The following is an 18,189-nucleotide window of genomic DNA, read 5'->3' on the forward strand; positions in this document are numbered from 1 at the left end:
TTATATACGATACCGGGACCATCCGTCCCATGTTCGAGACGCACCTGGATGCCACCTACGCGTGGTTCGGCCTCGCGCTGGTGAGCGTCGCGGCCATCGGCGCCGTCGCGGGGCTCCCCACGGCCCCGCCGCCCGACGCCGACGGAGCCGCACACACGATCGGATCGGTGGCGGAGAGCGAGTACGTCGCAACCGCCGAACACGGTCTGGCCGCCGATCGCATGCGACTCACGCCGCGGACGATCGAGCTGGCGGGCGACGGCTCCGCCCGTTCGACGGTCCGCGGGATGGCGATCACGCCCGTTTCGCCCGACGGATCCGGCGGCGATCCACGACTTCGTCGGGTGCTGAACGGCGTGCCGGCACGAACCGTCTTTGAGGACCCCGACGCGTTCGCCGACGCGGCGGCACGGGCACGAGCGGGGGACCACCGATGGCGGACCGCCCCGCAGCGACTGACCGTTCGGCAGGTTCGATACGGAGGACATCGTGTCACGCTCGTCGGGTGAGCGGTTCGGCGGGGGAGACCGCGCCGCGGTGGAGCCGCTCGCCGCACTGATCGCCGTCCTCGCGATCGGAGCGGCCCTCGGGTTGTACGTGACTGCGCTCGACGGCGCGGCGCCGTCTCCCGGGACGGACGGGCACACGGCCGACGCCGTGCTGGACCGGGTCGAACGCGACGTGGCGGACGGCGGGATCGTTCGCCCGAACGAACTGTCCCGGCTCGACGCGAGGACTCCGGCGATCGTCGAGGTCGTGACGGAGCGGCGTCGGTGGCGCGTCGGTCTCGCCGGGGTCGATCCCGCCGCAGACGGTCGGATCGATCCCCGATCCGAGCGGGTCGCGGAGCGGTCGGTGACGGTCGCCGTCGCGCCCGGCGAGAACGTTCGCGGGAAGCTCCGGGTGGCGGTTCGTCGATGACGAGCACGGTCCTCGACGTGACGCTGCTGTTGCTCTGCGTCTCCGCGAGCGTCGTCGTGCTCGGCGGCGTCGAGGGGAGGCCGGGCGCCGGAACGGGCGGATCCGCCGCCGACGTCGCTGCCGATCGGCTCGCGACCGAGACGGCGACGGTGACGTACGACGTCGCGGGAGGGGACCACGACTCGCGGACGGTTCACGCGACCCTCGCGGAGCTCCTCGTCATGGCCGCCGAGGAACGCGGTATCGGTCCCGGTGCGAACGGTCCTCGAGCCCTCGATCGGTTCCGATCAGGGGTTATCGAGGCCGCCGAACACGCGATGGGGCCGCGGACCCGCCTCGACGTTCGCTACGACGCGGATGAACGGTCCGGTACGACGGGGGAGCGCGGGACGTCCGACCGACCGCCGTGGACGATCGGAGCGGGGCCCGAACCGCCGGCGGACACGGACGTCTCGGTCGCCGTCGTCACACACCCGGCGTCGAGCGGCACCGAGAGCTCCGAGGCCGAGCGGTTCCGGATCGTGGTGAGGACGTGGTGACGATGACGAGCACGAAACGCGGCCGGACGGTGTCGCTCGTCGACGACGAACGGGCCCGCGTCCCGTTCGCGCTGATCGGCGTGTTGCTCCTCGTGACCAGTTCGGCGTACGCCGGCGGCGTCGTCGATCAGGGACTCGTGAGCGAGGACCGCAGCGTCGAGCGGGCCGTCGAACGCGCCGACGCGGACACGACCGCGGCCCTCAGGCGTGCCGCACGGACGGCGGCACACGAGGCCGCCGCGCGACCGGTCACCCGGGCACCGACGGTCGATCCCGACGGTGCGGATCCGGCGTGGCGGGTCGGCGACGCGGACCCGCCGCCGAACGACGACGGAACGGTGTCGGCGGGGGCGGTGCGTCCCGCCTCCGCCTTCGAGGACGCGTTCCGGATCCGGCTCGCGCTGGCCGGCGCGGAAACGTTGGGCGGGGTGACCGCCGAGGTCGGCGACGTCTCCGCGACGGCCCGGTTCGAGCGTATCGACGGATCGATCGCGCCGAGCGACCTGGAGACGCTCCGAGAGACGGTCCGAGTGAGTGCCGTCGCGAACGGGACCGCGACCCGGGTGGTCTTCGAGGACGTGACGGTGACCGCGACCCGGGAGGGGCGCACCGTCGCCGAACGGACGCGGAATCGGACCGTCGTCGTCGCCGTCCCGACGCTCGCGGCGCACGAACGGACCGAACGGTTCGAGACGCGGCTGAACCGTGGTCCCGTCGAGGGACCCGGGCTCGGCAGACAGCTGACCGCCAGCATCTATCCGATGGCGTGGGCGCGGGGGTACGGCCAGTACGCGAAGGCGCCGATACGGAACGTGATCGCGAACCGGCACGTGGAGCTGTCGACGAACGCCGGGATCGTCAGGACACAGCGGGACGTGTTCGGCACGAGCGACCCGGACGCCAGGGGCGGCGTCGCCGCGGCGACCGCGAGGACCGGAGTGACCGACCTCCTCGCGCCCACACAGCTCGACGAAGCGGCCTGGAGCGACGCCGTCCTCGACACGCCGACGCCGGATCCGGACGCCGGTGGCGACGGCTTCGGTCCGGCGAGGAACCACACCGACGAGACGACGACGGTGTCGGTCGGCCACGCCGCCGACGTCGCCGCCGTGTCGACCCACGACGATCTCGAGTCCACGATACGGGACAGCTATCGGGTGGAGGCGTCGGTCGACGTCTCGGCCGATCGGTTCGTCGACGGCGGGCACCCCCGACCGCCGCGGCCGAGCGGCGGCGCGGGTCGATGGGAGCGCGTCGGCGTGAGCGTCGACGAGACGACGCGCGTCGTTCCCGACGACGAGGTTCCGTCGGGCGTTCCGTCGGGTACCGTGGAGGCGGGCGAACGACTCGATCTCGGCGGGACGACCCGCGAAGTCAGGATCGAACGGGTGGCGACCGGCCGGTGGAAGCGGGTCGTCCGGCGGATGGTGGTCGTCGAACCGGCGGAGATCGGTCCGAACGGAAGCGTACTGGAGCCGGCGACTCGCGAGATGCGTGACGTGGTCGTCGACCGGGAGACGACGCGCGCGAGCGCGACGGATCGGTATCGCGTCGACATCGACGTGTCGGGGGCGTACGAACCGCGGGACGGCGCGCCCGACCGTCCCGCCGAGACGTTCGGTGTGGGCACCTCGGTCGCGGGCAAAGACCTCGTCGACGTGCCCGGGTCCGCCCGGTCGAAGCTCGGCGTCGACGCCGCCAACGACGTCGATAGACTGGCACTCGAGGCGGTCGAGGACGGCGACGTGGAGCGCTCGACCGTCGTCTTCGGGGAGCGATCGACGGGGGGCGTCGAGCGGGTCGGAGCCGACCTCGACGAGCTGCGACGCGAGGTGCGAACGGTCGAAACCGAACTCGCCATGGAGACGATGGCGGTCGGCGACGCCGACCCGTACGAGGAACTCGCCGAAACGCTTCGGGATCGGCGGGACGAACTCGTCGACGCGCCGGAGACCTACGACGGCGCGGTCGACCGGGCGCGGATAGCGGTCAGGATCGACTATCTCGACGCCGTCATCGACGAACTCGAATCGGCCGCGGACGACGAGTCGGCCGCGACGGACGAGTTCGTCGAGCGAGTGGAGGGGGCGTTCGGCGGCCCCTCGCTCGGGGAGATAATCGCGAGTCGCGAGGCGGCACGGGACACGGATCCGTACCGGGTCGGCGAGGACGGCCCGGGCGGATCCGTCGCGCTCACGCCGAACGGCTCTCCCGGCTACCTGCCGCGAACGGCCGTCGACGGCGCGGACGTGGCGGCGGTCGACGGGACCACGACGCGCCCGCTCGCCGTCCGGAACCTCAACTACGTAACGGTCCCGTACGGCGACGTGGCGAGCGGCGCCGTCGAACGGGTCCTGGGGAGCGGCGACGGCGTCCGGATCGGTGCCGCCGGCCGCGTCCTCCTCGCGGCCGACCGGTCGCTCGCCGGTCGCGACGACCCGAACCTGCGGGCCGACAGGGACGAGCTCGCGGGTCGGGTCAAGTCGGCACGGAGGAGAGTCGATCGAGAGCTGGTCGTCACGCTCGGCGAGCGGACCGACCTGACGCGTGCCGAGCGGCGGTCGGTGGTCGAGTCGGTGGCCGCGGGCTACGGTTCGGAGGGTTCGCGAGCCGTCGCCATCGGCGAGGGCGAGTACGCGGACCGGGTCGCGGCCGAGGCGGCGAGGGTCGGATCCCTCTCGGACGGGGAGGAGGGGGCGATCGCGGCGCGGCTCCGGGTCGCGCTTCGGGACGCGACCGGACGGGACGCCGTGCGGATCCCGTCCCGGTTCGTCGACGGTCCGACCGAGGCGGTGCGCGGACACGTTCGCGGGGAGCTCGAGGGAGCCGTCGAGGACGAACTGCGGCGAGGGGGCGAGGCGGCCGCCGAGCGTCTGGTCCCGGAGCCGAATCGGACCGTCGGCGCGGGCCTTCCCGTCGCGCCCGTCCCGGGGTACTGGGTGGCGACGGTCAACGCCTGGCGCGTCGAGGTCCGCGGCGAGTACCCGCGGTTCGCGCTCACTGGCGACGTGGGAACCCCCGGCCGCGGGTTCGAGTACGTCCGGGAGGAGGGAACGGTAACCGTCGACGTGGGGGACGAGCGCGTTCGGTTGGGGCGGACGGATCCGGTTCGGTTCGAGACCGAGACGGTCGTCGTCGTCGCCGTTCCCGCCGGTCCGCCCGGCGTCGGCGACGTGGACGGGACGCGCGACGAGACGTCCCCCGGTTGGTGACGCGGCGGTCGAGGTCCGGTTGGTGACGCGGCGGTCGAGACGTCACATCCGGCCGATCGGAGGCGTTTTGGGACGCGAGCGCCGATCGCGGCTATGTTCCACGAGGTCGTCGACGGGTCTGGCGGAGTCGCCGCAGTCGGCGTCGAAGAGGCCGGCGCGGGTGACGGTGGCGACGGCTCGATCGACGCTGATGAGGACGGCGATGGGATCGAGGCGGCGACGTTGCTGGCGGCGTTCGAGGCGATGCTGGTCGAGGCGGTCGACGAGGCCGACGGCGATGGGTCCGACGAACCGTCCCCCGATCCGGCGGCAGTCGAGCGGATCCACGCCGGCGACGCCCGGGATCTGACCGTCGAGGAGGCCGTCTCGGTTCTCGCGGCCGCCGACGGTCGAGACGCCGACGCGATGGTCGCCGAGCTTCGGGACCACCTCCTCATGGGAATGGCGACGGCGGTGCTCGACGTCGACACCATCGCGGCGTCGATCGACGCCGACCTCACCGGCCAGGAGGTCCAGCAGGTCCTCGAGGGACGCGCGGCGATGACGCTCGCCCAGCTCGCGGAGGTCATGGCGGTCGTCGAGACGCGCAAGCCATGAGGGTCGTCGTCGTCGGGTGCGGCTACGTCGGGCTGGAACTCGCTCGGCAGCTCGCCGCTCGCGATCACGACGTGACCGGCGTCCGGCGGTCGGATGCCGGACTCGAGGCGATCGAGGCGGTCGCCGAGAGCGTCGACGCGAGACGTGCGGACGCGACCGACCCGGACTCGCTCGTCGAATTACCCGACTCGGACGCGATCGTGTTCGCGGCCAGTTCGGGCGGTCGGGGCGCGGAGGCGGCCCGTGCGGTCTACGTCGACGGACTTCGGAACGTCGTCGAGGAGTACGGCGGTCGCGACCGAGCACCCAGCCGGCTGGTGTACACGTCGTCGACCGGCGTGTACGGCGACCACGACGGCGCGTGGGTCGACGAGGAGACGCCGATCGACCCGACCACGGAGAAGACGCGGGTGCTCGCCGAGGCCGAACGCGTCGCGCTCGAGGACGCGGCCGAGGCCGGGATCGACGGCACGGTCGCACGGTTCGCGGGGCTGTACGGGCCGGACCGGTATCGGCTCGATCGCTACCTCGAGGGGCCGGTGACCGCCGGCTACCTCAACATGGTCCACCGCGACGACGCCGCTGGCGCGATACGGTTCCTCCTCGAGACCGACGGCGCCCGCGGCGAACCCGTGGTCGTCGTCGACGACGAGCCGGCCGAGAAACACGCGTTCGCCGACTGGCTCGCCGACGAGTGTGGGGTCGACCGCCCGGAGAAGCGATCGAAGGAGGCGCGGATCGCCGCCGGCGACCTCTCGGAAGCGGCGGAACGCCGGATCCGAACGAGCAAACGCTGTTCGAACGACCGACTGCGAGGGCTCGGCTACGAGTTCGCGTACCCGACGTTCCGCGAGGGGTACCGCGACGCGATCGAGGCGTTCCGCCGTACACGGGAGTGAGGTGATCGGCGAGTGCCGGTGATCGACGGGCTCCAGGGGGACCGCGTCCGGGATCCCGTCGTCCCCACGGGGTCGGAACACCCACGAAGCTTCTTGTGTCATCGGTGATTCCGGGGGGACGTATGTGGGCCCCAGCAACGGTCAGCGGGTGGCTCTCGGAGGCGGAGACGTTCGTCCGGGAGAACCCCGAACTGGCCGCTACCGCGGTCCTCGGTGCGGCGTTCGTGCTCGTCAGCACGTACGCGTTCATCCGGGCACGACGGCCGGCCGGCGAGGAGTTCCGTCGGTTGCTGGCGGACGAATCGGAGATCGCCGTGTTGATGCACCCCAACCCGGACCCGGACGCGATGGCGGCCGCGATCGGCGTCTCGTCGCTGGCGGACCAGCTCGACGTCGACGCGACCATCCAGTATCCGGGACAGATCCGCCACCAGGAGAACCGGGCGTTCCGGACGGTGCTCGACCTCGAACTCGACCGGATCGACCACGTCAGCGACCTCGCGGCGGAGACGGTCGTCCTCGTCGACCACAACGAGGCGCGCGGGTTCGCCGGGGCGGACGGGGTGTTGCCGACCGCCGTCGTCGACCACCATCCGGGGGACGGACGCGGCGAGGAGTTCACCGACGTCCGGACCGACTACGGGGCGACGGCGTCCGTCGTCGCCGAGTACTTCGACGACGTGGGAGCGGTCCCGGTGCCGCCCGACAAACACGCGAGCGAGACGGGCGGCGACCTCGTGTTGTCGACGCGGGCGGCGACCGGGCTCCTCTACGGGATCTTAACCGACACCAAACACCTGACCGTCGGCGCGAGCGAGCCGGATTTCGCCTCGGCGGCGTACGTCTACCCCGGCGTCGACCAGGACCGGCTCGACCGGATCGCCAACCCCGCGGTCGACGCGGAGGTCCTGGAGGTGAAGGCCCGAGCCATCGCCGGCAGACAGATCGAGGGGTCGTTCGCGGTCGCCGACGTCGGCGGCGTGAACAACGTGGACGCGATCCCGCAGGCGGCCGACGAGCTGATCCAGCTCGAGGGCGTCAGCGCGGTCGTCGTCATCGGCGAACGGGACGGGACGATCCATCTCTCGGGGCGGTCGCGGGACGACCGGGTCCACATGGGCAACGCCATCGACTCGGTGCTCTCGGACGTCACGAACGGGAACGGCGGCGGGCACTCGCGGATGGGCGGGGGGACGATCACGCCGGAGGTCGACCCCACCGGCGAGGGCGAGCCCGAGACGGTCGACCGCGACGGGCTGGCGGACGCCCTGTTCCGAGCCATGGCCGGCGACGTGTGAGGGAGGTCGTACCGTCGTGGCGGCGATCGATCCGAGTGACGACAACGACTAAGCCGTCGCCGTCGAATCGGTGGGTATGGCGCTCGAGAGAGTCGAGGACGGGATCGACGGTGTCGACGGTAGATGGCTGGCGCTCGCGGGAGTCGGTGCCGGCTACGCGATCGCGACGGGGCTGATGTTTCTCGCCGTCTTCCTGCTCCCGTATCTCGCCGTGCGCGTGTTGTAGACCCGGAACGAGTTCCCGGAAGGGCGGTCAATCGGTCCGCGGAACCGCGTACGCGCCGAGCGCGAGGAACCCGGCCGCGAGCGCGGCGAGCACGGCCAGGTCACCGGCCCACGCCCCGCCGTCGTGGACGATCGCTCGCGTCCCGCGGGCGAAGTAGGTGAGCGGCGAGGCGGCGACCGCCGGCAGGAACCAGCCGGGCAACAGCGCGGGGGGCACGAACGTCTCGGAGAGGAATAAGAGCGGGAGCGCGACCGTGTTGCTCGCGGCGATCACGCCGTCCTGTGAGTCCGCGAGCGCGCCGAGTATCGCCCCGAGCCCGCAGAAGAGCGCGACCGCGACGGCGACGAAGACCGGCAGGGCGGCGAGCGCCGGCGAGACGAGGAGTTCCGCGTCGGTCACCGCGAGCACGAGCCCCAGGATCAGGAGGCTCGCCGCGCCGATGATAGCGACGTTGACGAGCGTGTGTGCGAGGAGCCACTCCGTGCGGGTCAACGGCGTGGTCGCGAGCTTCTCGAAGCGCCCGCCGTCGCGGTGGCGAGCGATCTCCGACCCGACCCGCGAGAGCGGCGTGAAGAGCACGACGACCGCGAGGTAGCCGGGGATGTAGTAGCCGGCCGGCTCGGCGAAGAGGCCGCCGCCGGTCGGCTGGGTCCGGACCAGCGCGCCGAAGATGACGACGAGGATCACGGGGAAGAAGAACGTGAAGAAGACGGCGGTGCGCCGCCGGAGGAACGACCGGGCGGCCGCGGTCGCCTCCGTGAGAACTCGCGAGGTCCGGCTCATCGATCCCCTCCGTCCCCGGTGACGTCACCGGAGGCGGTCCCGCCGGCCCGCGGCGAGTACTCCTCGCCGGTCAGCCGGAGGTATACGTCCTCCAGGGACGGCTCGGCCCACGTCAGCGATTCGAACTCGACGCCGATCGTACCGAGCGCGTCGACGACCGCGCCGATCCCCTCGGGCCGAACGCCGAGCACCCGAAGGCCGTCGGCGGTCGATTCGACCGTCGGTCCGTCGGCGGGCGTCCCCGTTCCGTCCTCGGCAACCGCTCCCGTCTCGCTCTCCTCGAGCGCGCCGGCGAGGGTTTCCATCTCCGCGTCGTCGAGTCGCGATCCGTCCAGATCGACCTCGAGGCGAGGGTGGCCGCCGTGTTCGGCGATCAGGTCGGCGGGCGCGCCGACGGCGACGACGCTCCCGCCGCGGAGGAGCGCCACGCGGTCGGCGAGCCGCTCGACCTCGTCCATCGCGTGGCTGGTGAGGAACACCGTGGTGCCGGCGGCGGCGAGCCGCTCCACCAGTCGGTGGATCGACCGCCGGCCGGCGGGGTCGATCCCGGTCGTCGGCTCGTCGAGGAAGAGCAGGTCGGGGTCGTTGACGACCGCGGTCGCGACGCAGGTCCGGCGCCGCTGGCCGCCCGAGAGCGTCTCGTACCAGGCGTCGGCGTCGTCGGCCATCCCGACGTCCCGGAGGACCGCCTCGACCTCCCGGGCCTCGTCGTAGAGGCCGCCGTAGTACCCGACCAGCTCGCGGGCGGTGAGCCGTTCCGGCGGGTCGAACGACTGCGGGAGCAGGCCGATCCGCTGGGGGTCGACCGCGTCGGGTGCCGAGCCGAGAACCGCTATCGACCCCTCGGCGTCGGTCGTGCCGGTGAGCGCGCGCACCAGCGTCGTCTTGCCCGCGCCGTTCGGACCGATCAGCCCGAACACCTCGCCCGGCTCGACGGTCACGTCGACGCCGTCGAGCGCGACGACGTCGCCGTACGACTTCCGAACCCCCTCGCCGACGACCACGGGATCGTCGCCCGTCCCCGCCGTGTCGGCGTCCGCCGCGTCGGCGTCTACGGCCGATCGCGCGGTCGTCTCGTTCATGCGTTCGGATCCGGGTGCCGCGCGCGTAAGGGTTGCTCTTCGAGGCCGATCGGTTCGTCGTCCCGTCTCGCTTCGGCTCGTTTCGTCCCGTCGCAGCCCGTCCGGGCTCACTACGCGTCCGATCCGGGTTCGGTACGTCTAAACGACCCGGAGACGACCCACGGCGTATGCACTACCACGAGGCGGCGAACTTCCTGTTCGACCTCCGTCGCTTCTCGGTCAAGCCCGGCACGGAGCGCATCGAGGCGCTCCTCGACCGGCTCGGGAACCCCGAGGCGGCGATCCCGTGCGTCCAGATCGCGGGCTCGAACGGCAAGGGGAGCACCGCGCGGATGGTCGAGTCGGTCCTGCGGGAGGCCGGGCTCTCCGTCGGCCTGTACACCTCGCCGCACCTCTCCGCGCTCGCGGAGCGGATCCGCGTCGACGGCCGACCCATGACCGACGCCGCCGTCGCCGACTTCGTCGAGGAGGTGAAGCCGTGGCTCGTCGAGCGGGCGGCCGGCGGCGAGCCGCTCACCTTCTTCGAGGTCGTCACGGCGATGGCGCTTCACGACTTCGCGCGCCGCGACGCCGACGTCGTCGTCCTCGAGGTCGGCCTGGGCGGCGAGTACGACGCGACGAGCGCGGTCGATCCCGTCGCCACCGCGGTGACCAACGTCTCCCTCGAACACACCGCGGTCCTCGGCGACACGATCGAGGAGATCGCACGCACCAAGTCGCGGATCGCGAGACCGGACGCGCCGATGGTCACGGCCTGTTCCGGCGAGGCGCTTTCGGTCGTCCGCGAGGTCGCCGGGGAGGCCGGCGCGCCGGTGACGACCGTGACGGGGCCGGGAGGCGACGATGCCGATGGCGACGTCGACGCCGCCGACGACGCCACCGACGCATCCTCCGCCGGCGACGACGGGAGCGAACCCGACCCGGCGATCGTCGCGAGCTACGAGGGTCGCGTGAGCGCGACGGACGCCGCGGTGACGTTCGACGGCGAGTCGGCCGGACGGTACCGGATCCCGCTCGTCGGCGAGCACCAGGCGACGAACGCCGCGGTCGCGGCCGCGCTGGCGCGGCGGACCCTCGAGGCGGTCGACGACGGGAAGGGAAGCGTCGACACCTCCTTCTCCGAACGGGCGCTCGCGGACGGGCTCGCGCGGGCGACGTGGCCCGGTCGGTTCGAGGTCGTCGACACGGGGCCGCTGACCGTCCTCGACGGGGCGCACAACCCCGCGGCCTGCGCGACGCTCGCGGAGACGCTCGCGGAGTACGACTACGCGGACCTCCACCTCGTGTACGCCGCGATGCACGACAAGGACCACGCCGGCGCGGTCGGCGCGCTGCCGGACGCCGCGACCGCGATCGCCTGCCGGCCGGCGCTCGACCGCGCGGAGGACCCGGCGGTGCTCGCGGCGGCGCTCCGGACGGGCGGCGTCGACGACGTGACCGAGGGGGACGACGTCGCCGACGCGGTCGCGACCGCGACCGACCGCGCCGACGCGGACGACTGCGTGCTCGTCGTCGGCTCGCTGTTCGCGGTCGCGGAGGCGCGCGCGTCGCTTCACCGGACGGTGACGCCGAAGTCGGTCGACGGCCCGGCGGACGCCGCACGGGCGCTCGAGGTCGGCGGGGTCCCGCCGGCGGACGTCGACCGCGCACGCGACGGGATCGACCACCGGACCTGCTCGCTCCGGCTTCGCGGGGACCGTGCCGGTCGGGTCGCGGCCACGCTCCGGACGGTCGGCGGCGAGGCCGCCGTCGGCGGGGTCGGCGCGAACGGGAGCGGCGGCGACGTCGACGGCGGCGGCTCCGCGGGCGGCGAGCTGTCGCCGGTCACCCTCGCCGGCTCCCTCGCCGAGTTCCGCGAGCTGTGTGACCGGCTCGAGAGCGCGGGCGACAGGCTCGCGGGCGTCGCGGCCGACCTCCGGGAGCGCCTCGGGATCGTCCCGCAGGCGGACGAGAGAGCGACCGAAGCGTACCCCTGGCACGACGGCACCGCGGTGATGGGCGTCCTCAACGTGACGCCCGACTCCTTCCACGACGGCGGCCGCCACGAGGGGCTCGCGGAGGCGGTCGCGGGGGCCGAACGCATGGTCGCGGCCGGCGTCGACGTGATCGACGTCGGCGGCGAGTCGACCCGGCCGGGGGCGGAGGCGGTGCCCGTCGACGAGGAGATCGATCGGGTCGTCCCGGCCGTCGAGGCGGTTCGGGAGGTCCCGGCGGTCGCCGACGGCGACGTGCTCGTCTCCGTGGACACCCGAAAGGCGGCGGTGGCGGAGGCGGCCCTCGAGGCGGGCGCGGACGTGATAAACGACGTGACCGGACTGGAGGATCCCCGAATGCGCGAGGTCGTCGCCGACGCCGAGTGTCCGGTGGTGCTGATGCACAGCGTCGACGCCCCCGTCGACCCCGACAACGACCCGGAGTACGGCGACGTGGTCGCCGACGTGATCGCCGACCTCCGCGAGCGGCTCGCGCTCGCGGAGGTGGCCGGCATCGACCGCGATCGGGTCATCGTCGACCCCGGGCTCGGGTTCGGGAAGTCCGCCGCGGAGAACTTCGAACTGCTCGGGCGGGCCGACGAGCTCGCGGCGCTCGGCTGTCCGGTGTTGATCGGCCACTCGTACAAGTCGCTGTACGACGCGATCGGTCTCGGACCGGACGACCGCGAGCACGCGACCGTCGCCGCGACGGCGATCGCGGCCGAGCGCGGGGCCGACCTCGTCCGCGTCCACGACGTCGCCGAGAACCGCGCCGCGGTCGACGTCGTCCGGGCGGCGAGCGGTCCGGATCGCCCGGAGTGACCGGGTTCCACATCCCCGAACCGCGGACGGCAGCGTTTTGCGTCGCCGTCCCCTCGGCGGAGGTACATGGTCCGGCGTCTGCTGCTCGGCTGTAGCGCGGTCGGGAACGCCCTCGTCGAGCGCGTCACCGAGGGCTCCGAGGACGTCCTCGCCGTGACCGACGATCCCGGTTGGGCCTCGACGCTGCGCGACCGCAGCGTGGCGACCGTGGAGGCCGACCCGACCGACCCGTCGGCGTTCCCCGAGCGCGCCGAGGTCGTGTTGGTCGCGAGCGACGACCCGGCTCGGAACGTCGCCGCCGCCGCCGCGGCCCGCGAACGCTATCCCGACGCCATGATCGTCTCACACGTCGGGGTGGCTCCGACCGCCTCGCAGGTCGACGCCCTGGAGTCGGTCGCGAACCGCGTCGTCGACCCGGTGGAGGCGGTGGCGGCGCGCGTCCGCGACGCGGTCGGCCTCGACGGGTCCGACGCCGAACGCGACCACATCGCCGACTCCGAGAGCGACCACGTCGCCGACCGATCGGCGGGATCGACGGAGCGTCCGCCGCGGCTGATACGAACGATACGGCGACTCTCCGGGCCGCTTCTGGTCGTCGCTCACGACAATCCCGACCCCGACGCCATCGCGAGCGCGGTCGGGCTGGCACGGATCGCCGAGTCGATCGGCGTTCCCGCGGACCCCTGCTACGGCGGGGAGATCGCCCACCAGGAGAACCGCGCGATGGTGAACCTGCTCGACCTCTCGCTCTCGACCGTCGACGGGATCGACCTCGAGGAGTACGGCGGGGTCGCGCTCGTGGACCACTCTCGGGCGGGTATCAACGACTCGCTGCCGGAGGGAACGCCGGTCGACGTCGTGATCGATCACCATCCCCCCCGCGGACCGGTCGAGGGGACGTTCGTCGACGTTCGGCCGGACGTGGGCGCGACGAGCACGCTGATCGAGGAGTACCTCTCGCGGCTGGGGATCGAGCCGGACCGCGCGCTCGCGACCGCGCTGCTGTACGGGATCCGGATCGACACGCGCGATTTCACCCGCGAGGTGTCGATCCCCGACTTCGAGGCCGCCGCGTCGCTGACGCCGCACGTCGACGAGTCGACGCTCGACCGCGTCGAGAGCCCGAGCGTGAGCGCGGAGACGCTCCGCGTGCTCGCGACCGCGATCGACCGACGCGACGTCCGCGGGTCGACGGTCGCGACCTGCGTCGGCGAGATCACCGACCGCGACGCGCTCGCCCAGGCGGCCGACCGGCTGCTCGACCTCGAGGGGATCGCCGTGACGTTCGTCTACGGCTACATGGACGGGGTGATCTACGGGTCGGCCCGCGCCCGCGGGACCGACCTCGACGTCGGCGAACTGCTCCGGGACGCGCTCGCGCAGGCCGGCTCCGCGGGCGGTCACGCCAACATGGCCGGCGCGCAGGTCCCGCTCGGGATCTTGGAGGCCGTCGCCGAGGACGAGTCGCTGACCGACGTCGTCGAGGAGTTCGTCGCGGGACGGTTCTTCGAGGCGCTCTCGTCGCCTCCCACGCCGCCGGCCGGAACGACGCCGGCGGCGATCGACGCCGAGTTCCCTGACTGACAGGATCTGCGTACCGAACGCGAGGCGCGAACCGCCAGCGCAACCTACATATCCCGCGGTCACGAACAGTATAGTATGAGCGATGAAATACTCGAGCACCGACGGCTCCTCGTCGCCGGGAGCGGGATCGCCGCACTGAGCGCGGCGATCTACGCGGCCCGGTCGAACAACGATCCGCTGTTGATCGAGGGCGACGAGCCCGGCGGCCAGCTCACGCTCACGACCGACGTGGAGAACTACCCGGGCTTCCCCGAGGGGATCTCCGGTCCGGAGCTCATAAACGAGATGCGCGCGCAGGCGGAGAAGTTCGGGACGGAGCTCCGCAGCGGGATCGTCGACGACGTCGAGAAGGAGCCGGAGGGCCACTTCCGCGTCGAGCTCACGAACGGCGACGTCTACACCGCCGACGCCGTGATCGCCGCCTCCGGGGCCTCGGCGCGGACGCTCGGGGTCCCCGGCGAGGACGACCTGATGGGCTACGGGCTCTCGACGTGTGCGACCTGTGACGGCGCGTTCTTCCGCGGCGAGGACATGCTCGTCGTCGGGGGCGGCGACGCCGCCATGGAGGAGGCCAACTTCCTCACCAAGTTCGCGGACACCGTCTACATCGCGCACCGTCGCGAGGAGTTCCGCGCGGAGGACGTCTGGATCGAGCGGGTGATGGACAAGGTCGACGACGGCGAGATAGAGGTCCTGAAGAACACGGAGCTGACGGAGATCCACGGCAGCGCCGAGGAGGGGATCACGGGCGTCACGCTCGTCGAACACCCCGACGGCCACCCCAAGGAGAAGCTCGAGGACCCGGCGACCGCCGACGAGGTCGAGGAGTACGACTTCGACGTGGGCGCGGTGTTCTACGCCATCGGCCACACCCCGAACACCGACTACCTCGCGGACACCGGCGTCGAACTCGACGACGCGGGCTACCTCCTGACGCAGGGTGGCCGCGACGGGAACCAGACCGCGACCGCGGTCGAGGGGATCTTCGGCGCGGGCGACGTGGTCGACCACCACTACCAGCAGGCGGTGACCGCCGGCGGCATGGGCGTGAAGGCGGCGCTCGACGCCGACGACTACCTCTCGGAACTGGAGCGGGCCGGCGACCTCCACGAGCCCGTGCCCGTCGCCGCCGAGGGCGACGACTGAGTGGCGTCCCCATGCGAGACTGAACACGTTTCGAGGTTTCGGAGGCGGGTTTCTCCGAAAACTCTAATAGAGAGAGAGACAACGTCCACCTATGAGAAACGACGAATTCGAGAAATTACTCAACGAAAAACTCGAGGAGAAAGGCGACTTGTACGCCACGATGGGTAGCGTCGATCCAAAAAACGACGCGTAGATCTATACGAACTCTCTCCCTCTTGCCTCCTCAAGCGCGTTCTTCAGTTTCTGTATCGATGTGCTAGCATTATACTCGGTTCTTGTCTCATCGAATACGTCCAGAAAGTACGTGTACCAGTGGTGATAGTAGACGTCTCGCTTCCACAGGTCACACAGCGTCGTACTATTTATATGAAGAAGTCGGAGTAGCTTCGATCGAAGCACAGCTCGGTTTCGAAACCTTCCGGGCAGTGGATCTGAATCTAATCCATTCTGGTCAAGGATGATCTCTAGCAGAGTCATTCCCGTTCGATGATTCGCATCGGGAAACCAGTGAAGTCCCGTGATAGCACGCATCCAGTGAGCACACTGCGATATCAGGGGAAGATCGTAGGGGAATTCTCTAAGAATTCGATATATTCGATTTCCATGTTGATTTAATATTCTGCTCTCAGTATCCGTGTAGCTGTTTAATATGTAGCCATATTCTTGATTCTATTCTTCAAGATATCGTAGGTTAACGCGTTTGATCTGATACGAATTCAAGAATTCTACGTCGGTCACTCGTCCCTGATCTCTGTTCAGGGCTGTGTGTTCCACGTACTGTTGCTTTAGCTCCTCCGTCACTGGTTCTGTTGACTTTCCTTCCGTCGTTATCCGGAAATGATCTGCTCCGACCGATTCCGCAAGGCCCAGAGATTGTAATCTCTGTAAGTCTAATCTGATCAGACTCTCTCGTAATCGACCTTGAGCGACGTCTTTTGGGGTGAGACGTTTGCTGTCTTGAAGACGTTGGAGGACAGTTCCGATCTCCAGACAGACGTCGCAGCTGGAGCGGTCCATAGAAAAAACTAGATCTTCGGCTGGCATCTAGAAACTACCATTCTCATACATTCACTTACGTTTTTACGACAGGATCTCGACCTCGTAGCCGTCGGCCTCGAGCTCCTCGACGATGCTCGCGGCGTGTTCGGCGTCGTCGGTCTCGAGCTCGAGTTCGAGCTCGGCGGCGTTGACCGCGACGTCCCGGGAGGTCCGGTCGTGGTGGACGGCGTAGACGTTCGCACCGGCGCGCGCCACGATGCTGGAGACGCGCTCGAGTTCGCCCGGCCGGTCCTTCAGGTCGACGGTGATCTTGAGGTAGCGACCCATCCGGACGAGCCCGCGCCGGACCACCGTCCCGAGCCGGTTGAGGTCGATGTTTCCCCCACACAGCGCGGCGACGATCGTCTCGTCGTCGTCGTAGTCGAACGCCTCCGAGAGCGTCGCCGCCAGCGCGACCGCGCCGGCCCCCTCGACGAGCGTCTTGGAGCGTTCTAAAAGGAGCGTGAGCGCGAGGGCGATCTCCCGGTCGTCGACGGTCACCACCTCGTCGACGTACTCGCGCATGACCTCGAGGGGCCTCTCGCCGATCGACCGGGTGGCGATCCCGTCGGCGATCGTGTCGACGGCCTCGATCTCGCGGACCTCGCCCGCCTCCAGCGACGCGGCCGCCGAGGCCGCGCCCTCCGCTTGAACGCCCACGACGCGGACGTCGCCGAGCCGCTCTTTGACCGCGACGGCGACCCCCGAGATCAGCCCGCCGCCGCCGATCGGGACGACGACCGTGTCGAGGTCGGGGCGGTCGTCGGCGATCTCCAGCCCGAGGGTGCCCTGTCCGGCCATCACGGCCGAGTCGTCGAACGCGTGGACGTACGTCAGCCCCTGCTCGCGCTCGAGGTCGTGGGCGGCCGCCTGCGCCTCGTCGTAGTCGACGCCCTCGAGCCGGACGCTCGCGCCGTACCCGCGGGTGGCCTTCACCTTGGAGACGGGCGCGAACTTCGGCATCACGACGGTGGCGTCGACGCCGGCGCGCTCGGCCGCGAGCGCGACGCCCTGCGCGTGGTTGCCGGCGCTGGCGGTGACGACGCCGGCCTCCCGGGCCGCCTCGGGCAGCGTCGCGATCCGGTTCGTCGCCCCGCGGATCTTGAACGCGCCGGTACGCTGGAAGTTCTCCAGCTTGAGGTGGACGTCGGCGCCGGTCATCTCCGAGAACGTCCGCGACCGCTCGAGCGGCGTGTGACGGGCGACGCCGTCGACCCGCTCGCGGGCGGCCTCAATGTCGGCTAACGAGAGCATACGCCGTCGTGGCGACGCCGCGGGCTAATCGGTTCCGGTCGTCGTCCGCCCGCGTGGTCGTTTCGATGCGCGTTCGCGCGCGTCACCGAGCCGTCGATCGAGGCCGCACCGCTCGCGGGTGACGGAGCGCGTGAAAGGGAAAGGGGGAATGCACGCGTGTGACGTGCAACTGAAGACAGCGCGGCGTGACACAAAAAGGTCCGGCAGGCGGAGTGAAAGTGAAACTGTGAGACAGCGGCGACCTCTCTCCCGCGTCAGACCCGTGTCAGACGGCCGCGTCCGGATCGAGACGGACGGCGACGTCGGCCCGGTCGAGATACGTCCTCACCCGCTCGCCGAACTCGCCGTCGCCCGGCCACGTCGCGTCCGCGTCGAGTCGATCGGGGTCGCCGACGTAGAGGGTCGCCTCCTCGGGATGGCCGTCGGGCGCGTCGAGCGGCACCGCCACCCGGACGTAGATGCCGTCGTCGACGCCCTCGTACGCGTCGAGGACGTCGATCGCGTCGGTCCGGAGGAGCCGCCCGGCGGTCTCCCCGCCGGGGGCGAGCGTGGGGTAGCGTCCCTCGACGGGGCGGAGCCCGACCAGCGTCGCCGGACCGACGAAGACGAAGGAGTCGAGGACCTCGCCGACTCGGTCCGGCTCGGTGAGGGTTCCGTAGACGAAGACGTCCATGGGTCGTCTGGGTCGCTCGCGGGTTTGAAGCTTCGGGCGTCCTCGAGGGCGGTGTTCAGATAAGGATTGAAAGGTGAGGCGGTGCGTTTTCAAAGTGATTTATGCCCAAAAACGCCCGCCTCGGCGGCTGTTTAGACGAGAT

General features: G+C 70.8%; 15 protein-coding genes. 11 read left to right on the forward strand and 4 right to left on the reverse strand.

All coding sequences use genetic code 11. The annotated features are described in order from the left end of the window. Positions 1-29 precede the first annotated feature (29 nt). The 8 genes from EAO78_RS01990 (at position 30) to EAO78_RS18045 (ending at position 7,692) form a co-directional block, all read left to right on the forward strand. Positions 30-509 carry a DUF7283 family protein gene (locus tag EAO78_RS01990; RefSeq protein ID WP_122104175.1) on the forward strand — a complete coding sequence of 160 codons (480 nt, stop codon included), beginning with the start codon at positions 30-32 and terminating at the stop codon, positions 507-509. Further along, the gene (locus tag EAO78_RS01995; protein WP_122104176.1) at positions 490-921 is read left to right on the forward strand and encodes a DUF7285 family protein; all 432 of its coding nucleotides are present in this window, start codon (positions 490-492) and stop codon (positions 919-921) included. The genes EAO78_RS01990 and EAO78_RS01995 overlap by 20 nt, the downstream gene beginning before the upstream one ends. Continuing rightward, positions 918-1,460, forward strand: a complete 543-nt coding sequence (locus EAO78_RS02000; protein WP_122104177.1) for a DUF7284 family protein — start codon at positions 918-920, stop codon at positions 1,458-1,460. Before EAO78_RS01995 ends, EAO78_RS02000 begins: the two co-directional genes overlap by 4 nt. Before the next feature lie 2 nt (positions 1,461-1,462). Beyond that, positions 1,463-4,672 (forward strand): DUF7286 family protein, encoded by a 3,210-nt coding sequence (locus EAO78_RS02005; RefSeq protein ID WP_238987598.1) that lies wholly within the window; start codon positions 1,463-1,465, stop codon positions 4,670-4,672. A 93-nt stretch (positions 4,673-4,765) separates the two neighbouring features. Further along, positions 4,766-5,269: a DUF5791 family protein gene (locus tag EAO78_RS02010; RefSeq protein WP_238987599.1), complete on the forward strand. Its 504-nt coding sequence runs from the start codon at positions 4,766-4,768 to the stop codon at positions 5,267-5,269. After that, a complete protein-coding gene (locus tag EAO78_RS02015) occupies positions 5,266-6,168 on the forward strand; it encodes an NAD-dependent epimerase/dehydratase family protein (protein WP_122104179.1) in 903 nt (300 codons plus the stop codon). Before EAO78_RS02010 ends, EAO78_RS02015 begins: the two co-directional genes overlap by 4 nt. A 122-nt stretch (positions 6,169-6,290) precedes the next feature. Further along, positions 6,291-7,466, forward strand: a complete 1,176-nt coding sequence (locus EAO78_RS02020; protein WP_122104180.1) for a DHH family phosphoesterase — start codon at positions 6,291-6,293, stop codon at positions 7,464-7,466. Positions 7,467-7,542: 76 nt separating this feature from the next. Further along, complete coding sequence (locus EAO78_RS18045; RefSeq protein ID WP_203227807.1) at positions 7,543-7,692, forward strand: hypothetical protein; 150 nt, start codon at positions 7,543-7,545, stop codon at positions 7,690-7,692. A gap of 27 nt (positions 7,693-7,719) precedes the next feature. Here the strand turns inward: EAO78_RS18045 and EAO78_RS02025 are convergent, their stop codons facing one another. Next, positions 7,720-8,475, reverse strand: coding sequence for an ABC transporter permease (locus tag EAO78_RS02025; RefSeq protein WP_122104181.1), 756 nt, complete (start codon positions 8,473-8,475; stop codon positions 7,720-7,722). After that, positions 8,472-9,557, reverse strand: a complete 1,086-nt coding sequence (locus EAO78_RS02030; RefSeq protein ID WP_122104182.1) for an ABC transporter ATP-binding protein — start codon at positions 9,555-9,557, stop codon at positions 8,472-8,474. The genes EAO78_RS02025 and EAO78_RS02030 overlap by 4 nt, the downstream gene beginning before the upstream one ends. 167 nt (positions 9,558-9,724) lie before the next feature. Here EAO78_RS02030 and folP point away from each other — a divergent pair, with 167 nt between their 5' ends. From folP to EAO78_RS02045, 3 genes are all read left to right on the forward strand, one after another. Further along, the gene (gene folP / locus EAO78_RS02035; RefSeq protein ID WP_122104183.1) at positions 9,725-12,352 is read left to right on the forward strand and encodes a dihydropteroate synthase; all 2,628 of its coding nucleotides are present in this window, start codon (positions 9,725-9,727) and stop codon (positions 12,350-12,352) included. A gap of 66 nt (positions 12,353-12,418) precedes the next feature. Continuing rightward, the gene (locus EAO78_RS02040; protein ID WP_122104184.1) at positions 12,419-13,936 is read left to right on the forward strand and encodes a DHH family phosphoesterase; all 1,518 of its coding nucleotides are present in this window, start codon (positions 12,419-12,421) and stop codon (positions 13,934-13,936) included. Positions 13,937-14,011: 75 nt separating this feature from the next. Then, positions 14,012-15,082, forward strand: a complete 1,071-nt coding sequence (locus EAO78_RS02045; RefSeq protein WP_122104185.1) for an NAD(P)/FAD-dependent oxidoreductase — start codon at positions 14,012-14,014, stop codon at positions 15,080-15,082. A 1,080-nt stretch (positions 15,083-16,162) separates the two neighbouring features. Here EAO78_RS02045 and ilvA read toward each other — a convergent pair. Then, positions 16,163-17,374 carry a threonine ammonia-lyase gene (gene ilvA / locus EAO78_RS02050; protein ID WP_122104186.1) on the reverse strand — a complete coding sequence of 404 codons (1,212 nt, stop codon included), beginning with the start codon at positions 17,372-17,374 and terminating at the stop codon, positions 16,163-16,165. A gap of 265 nt (positions 17,375-17,639) precedes the next feature. Next, the gene (locus tag EAO78_RS02055; RefSeq protein ID WP_122104187.1) at positions 17,640-18,047 is read right to left on the reverse strand and encodes a gamma-glutamylcyclotransferase family protein; all 408 of its coding nucleotides are present in this window, start codon (positions 18,045-18,047) and stop codon (positions 17,640-17,642) included. Positions 18,048-18,189: the final 142 nt, after the last annotated feature.

The sequence above is a fragment of the Halobellus captivus genome, from assembly GCF_003697845.1.
In the GTDB taxonomy this organism is placed as follows: domain Archaea; phylum Halobacteriota; class Halobacteria; order Halobacteriales; family Haloferacaceae; genus Halorubrum; species Halorubrum glutamatedens.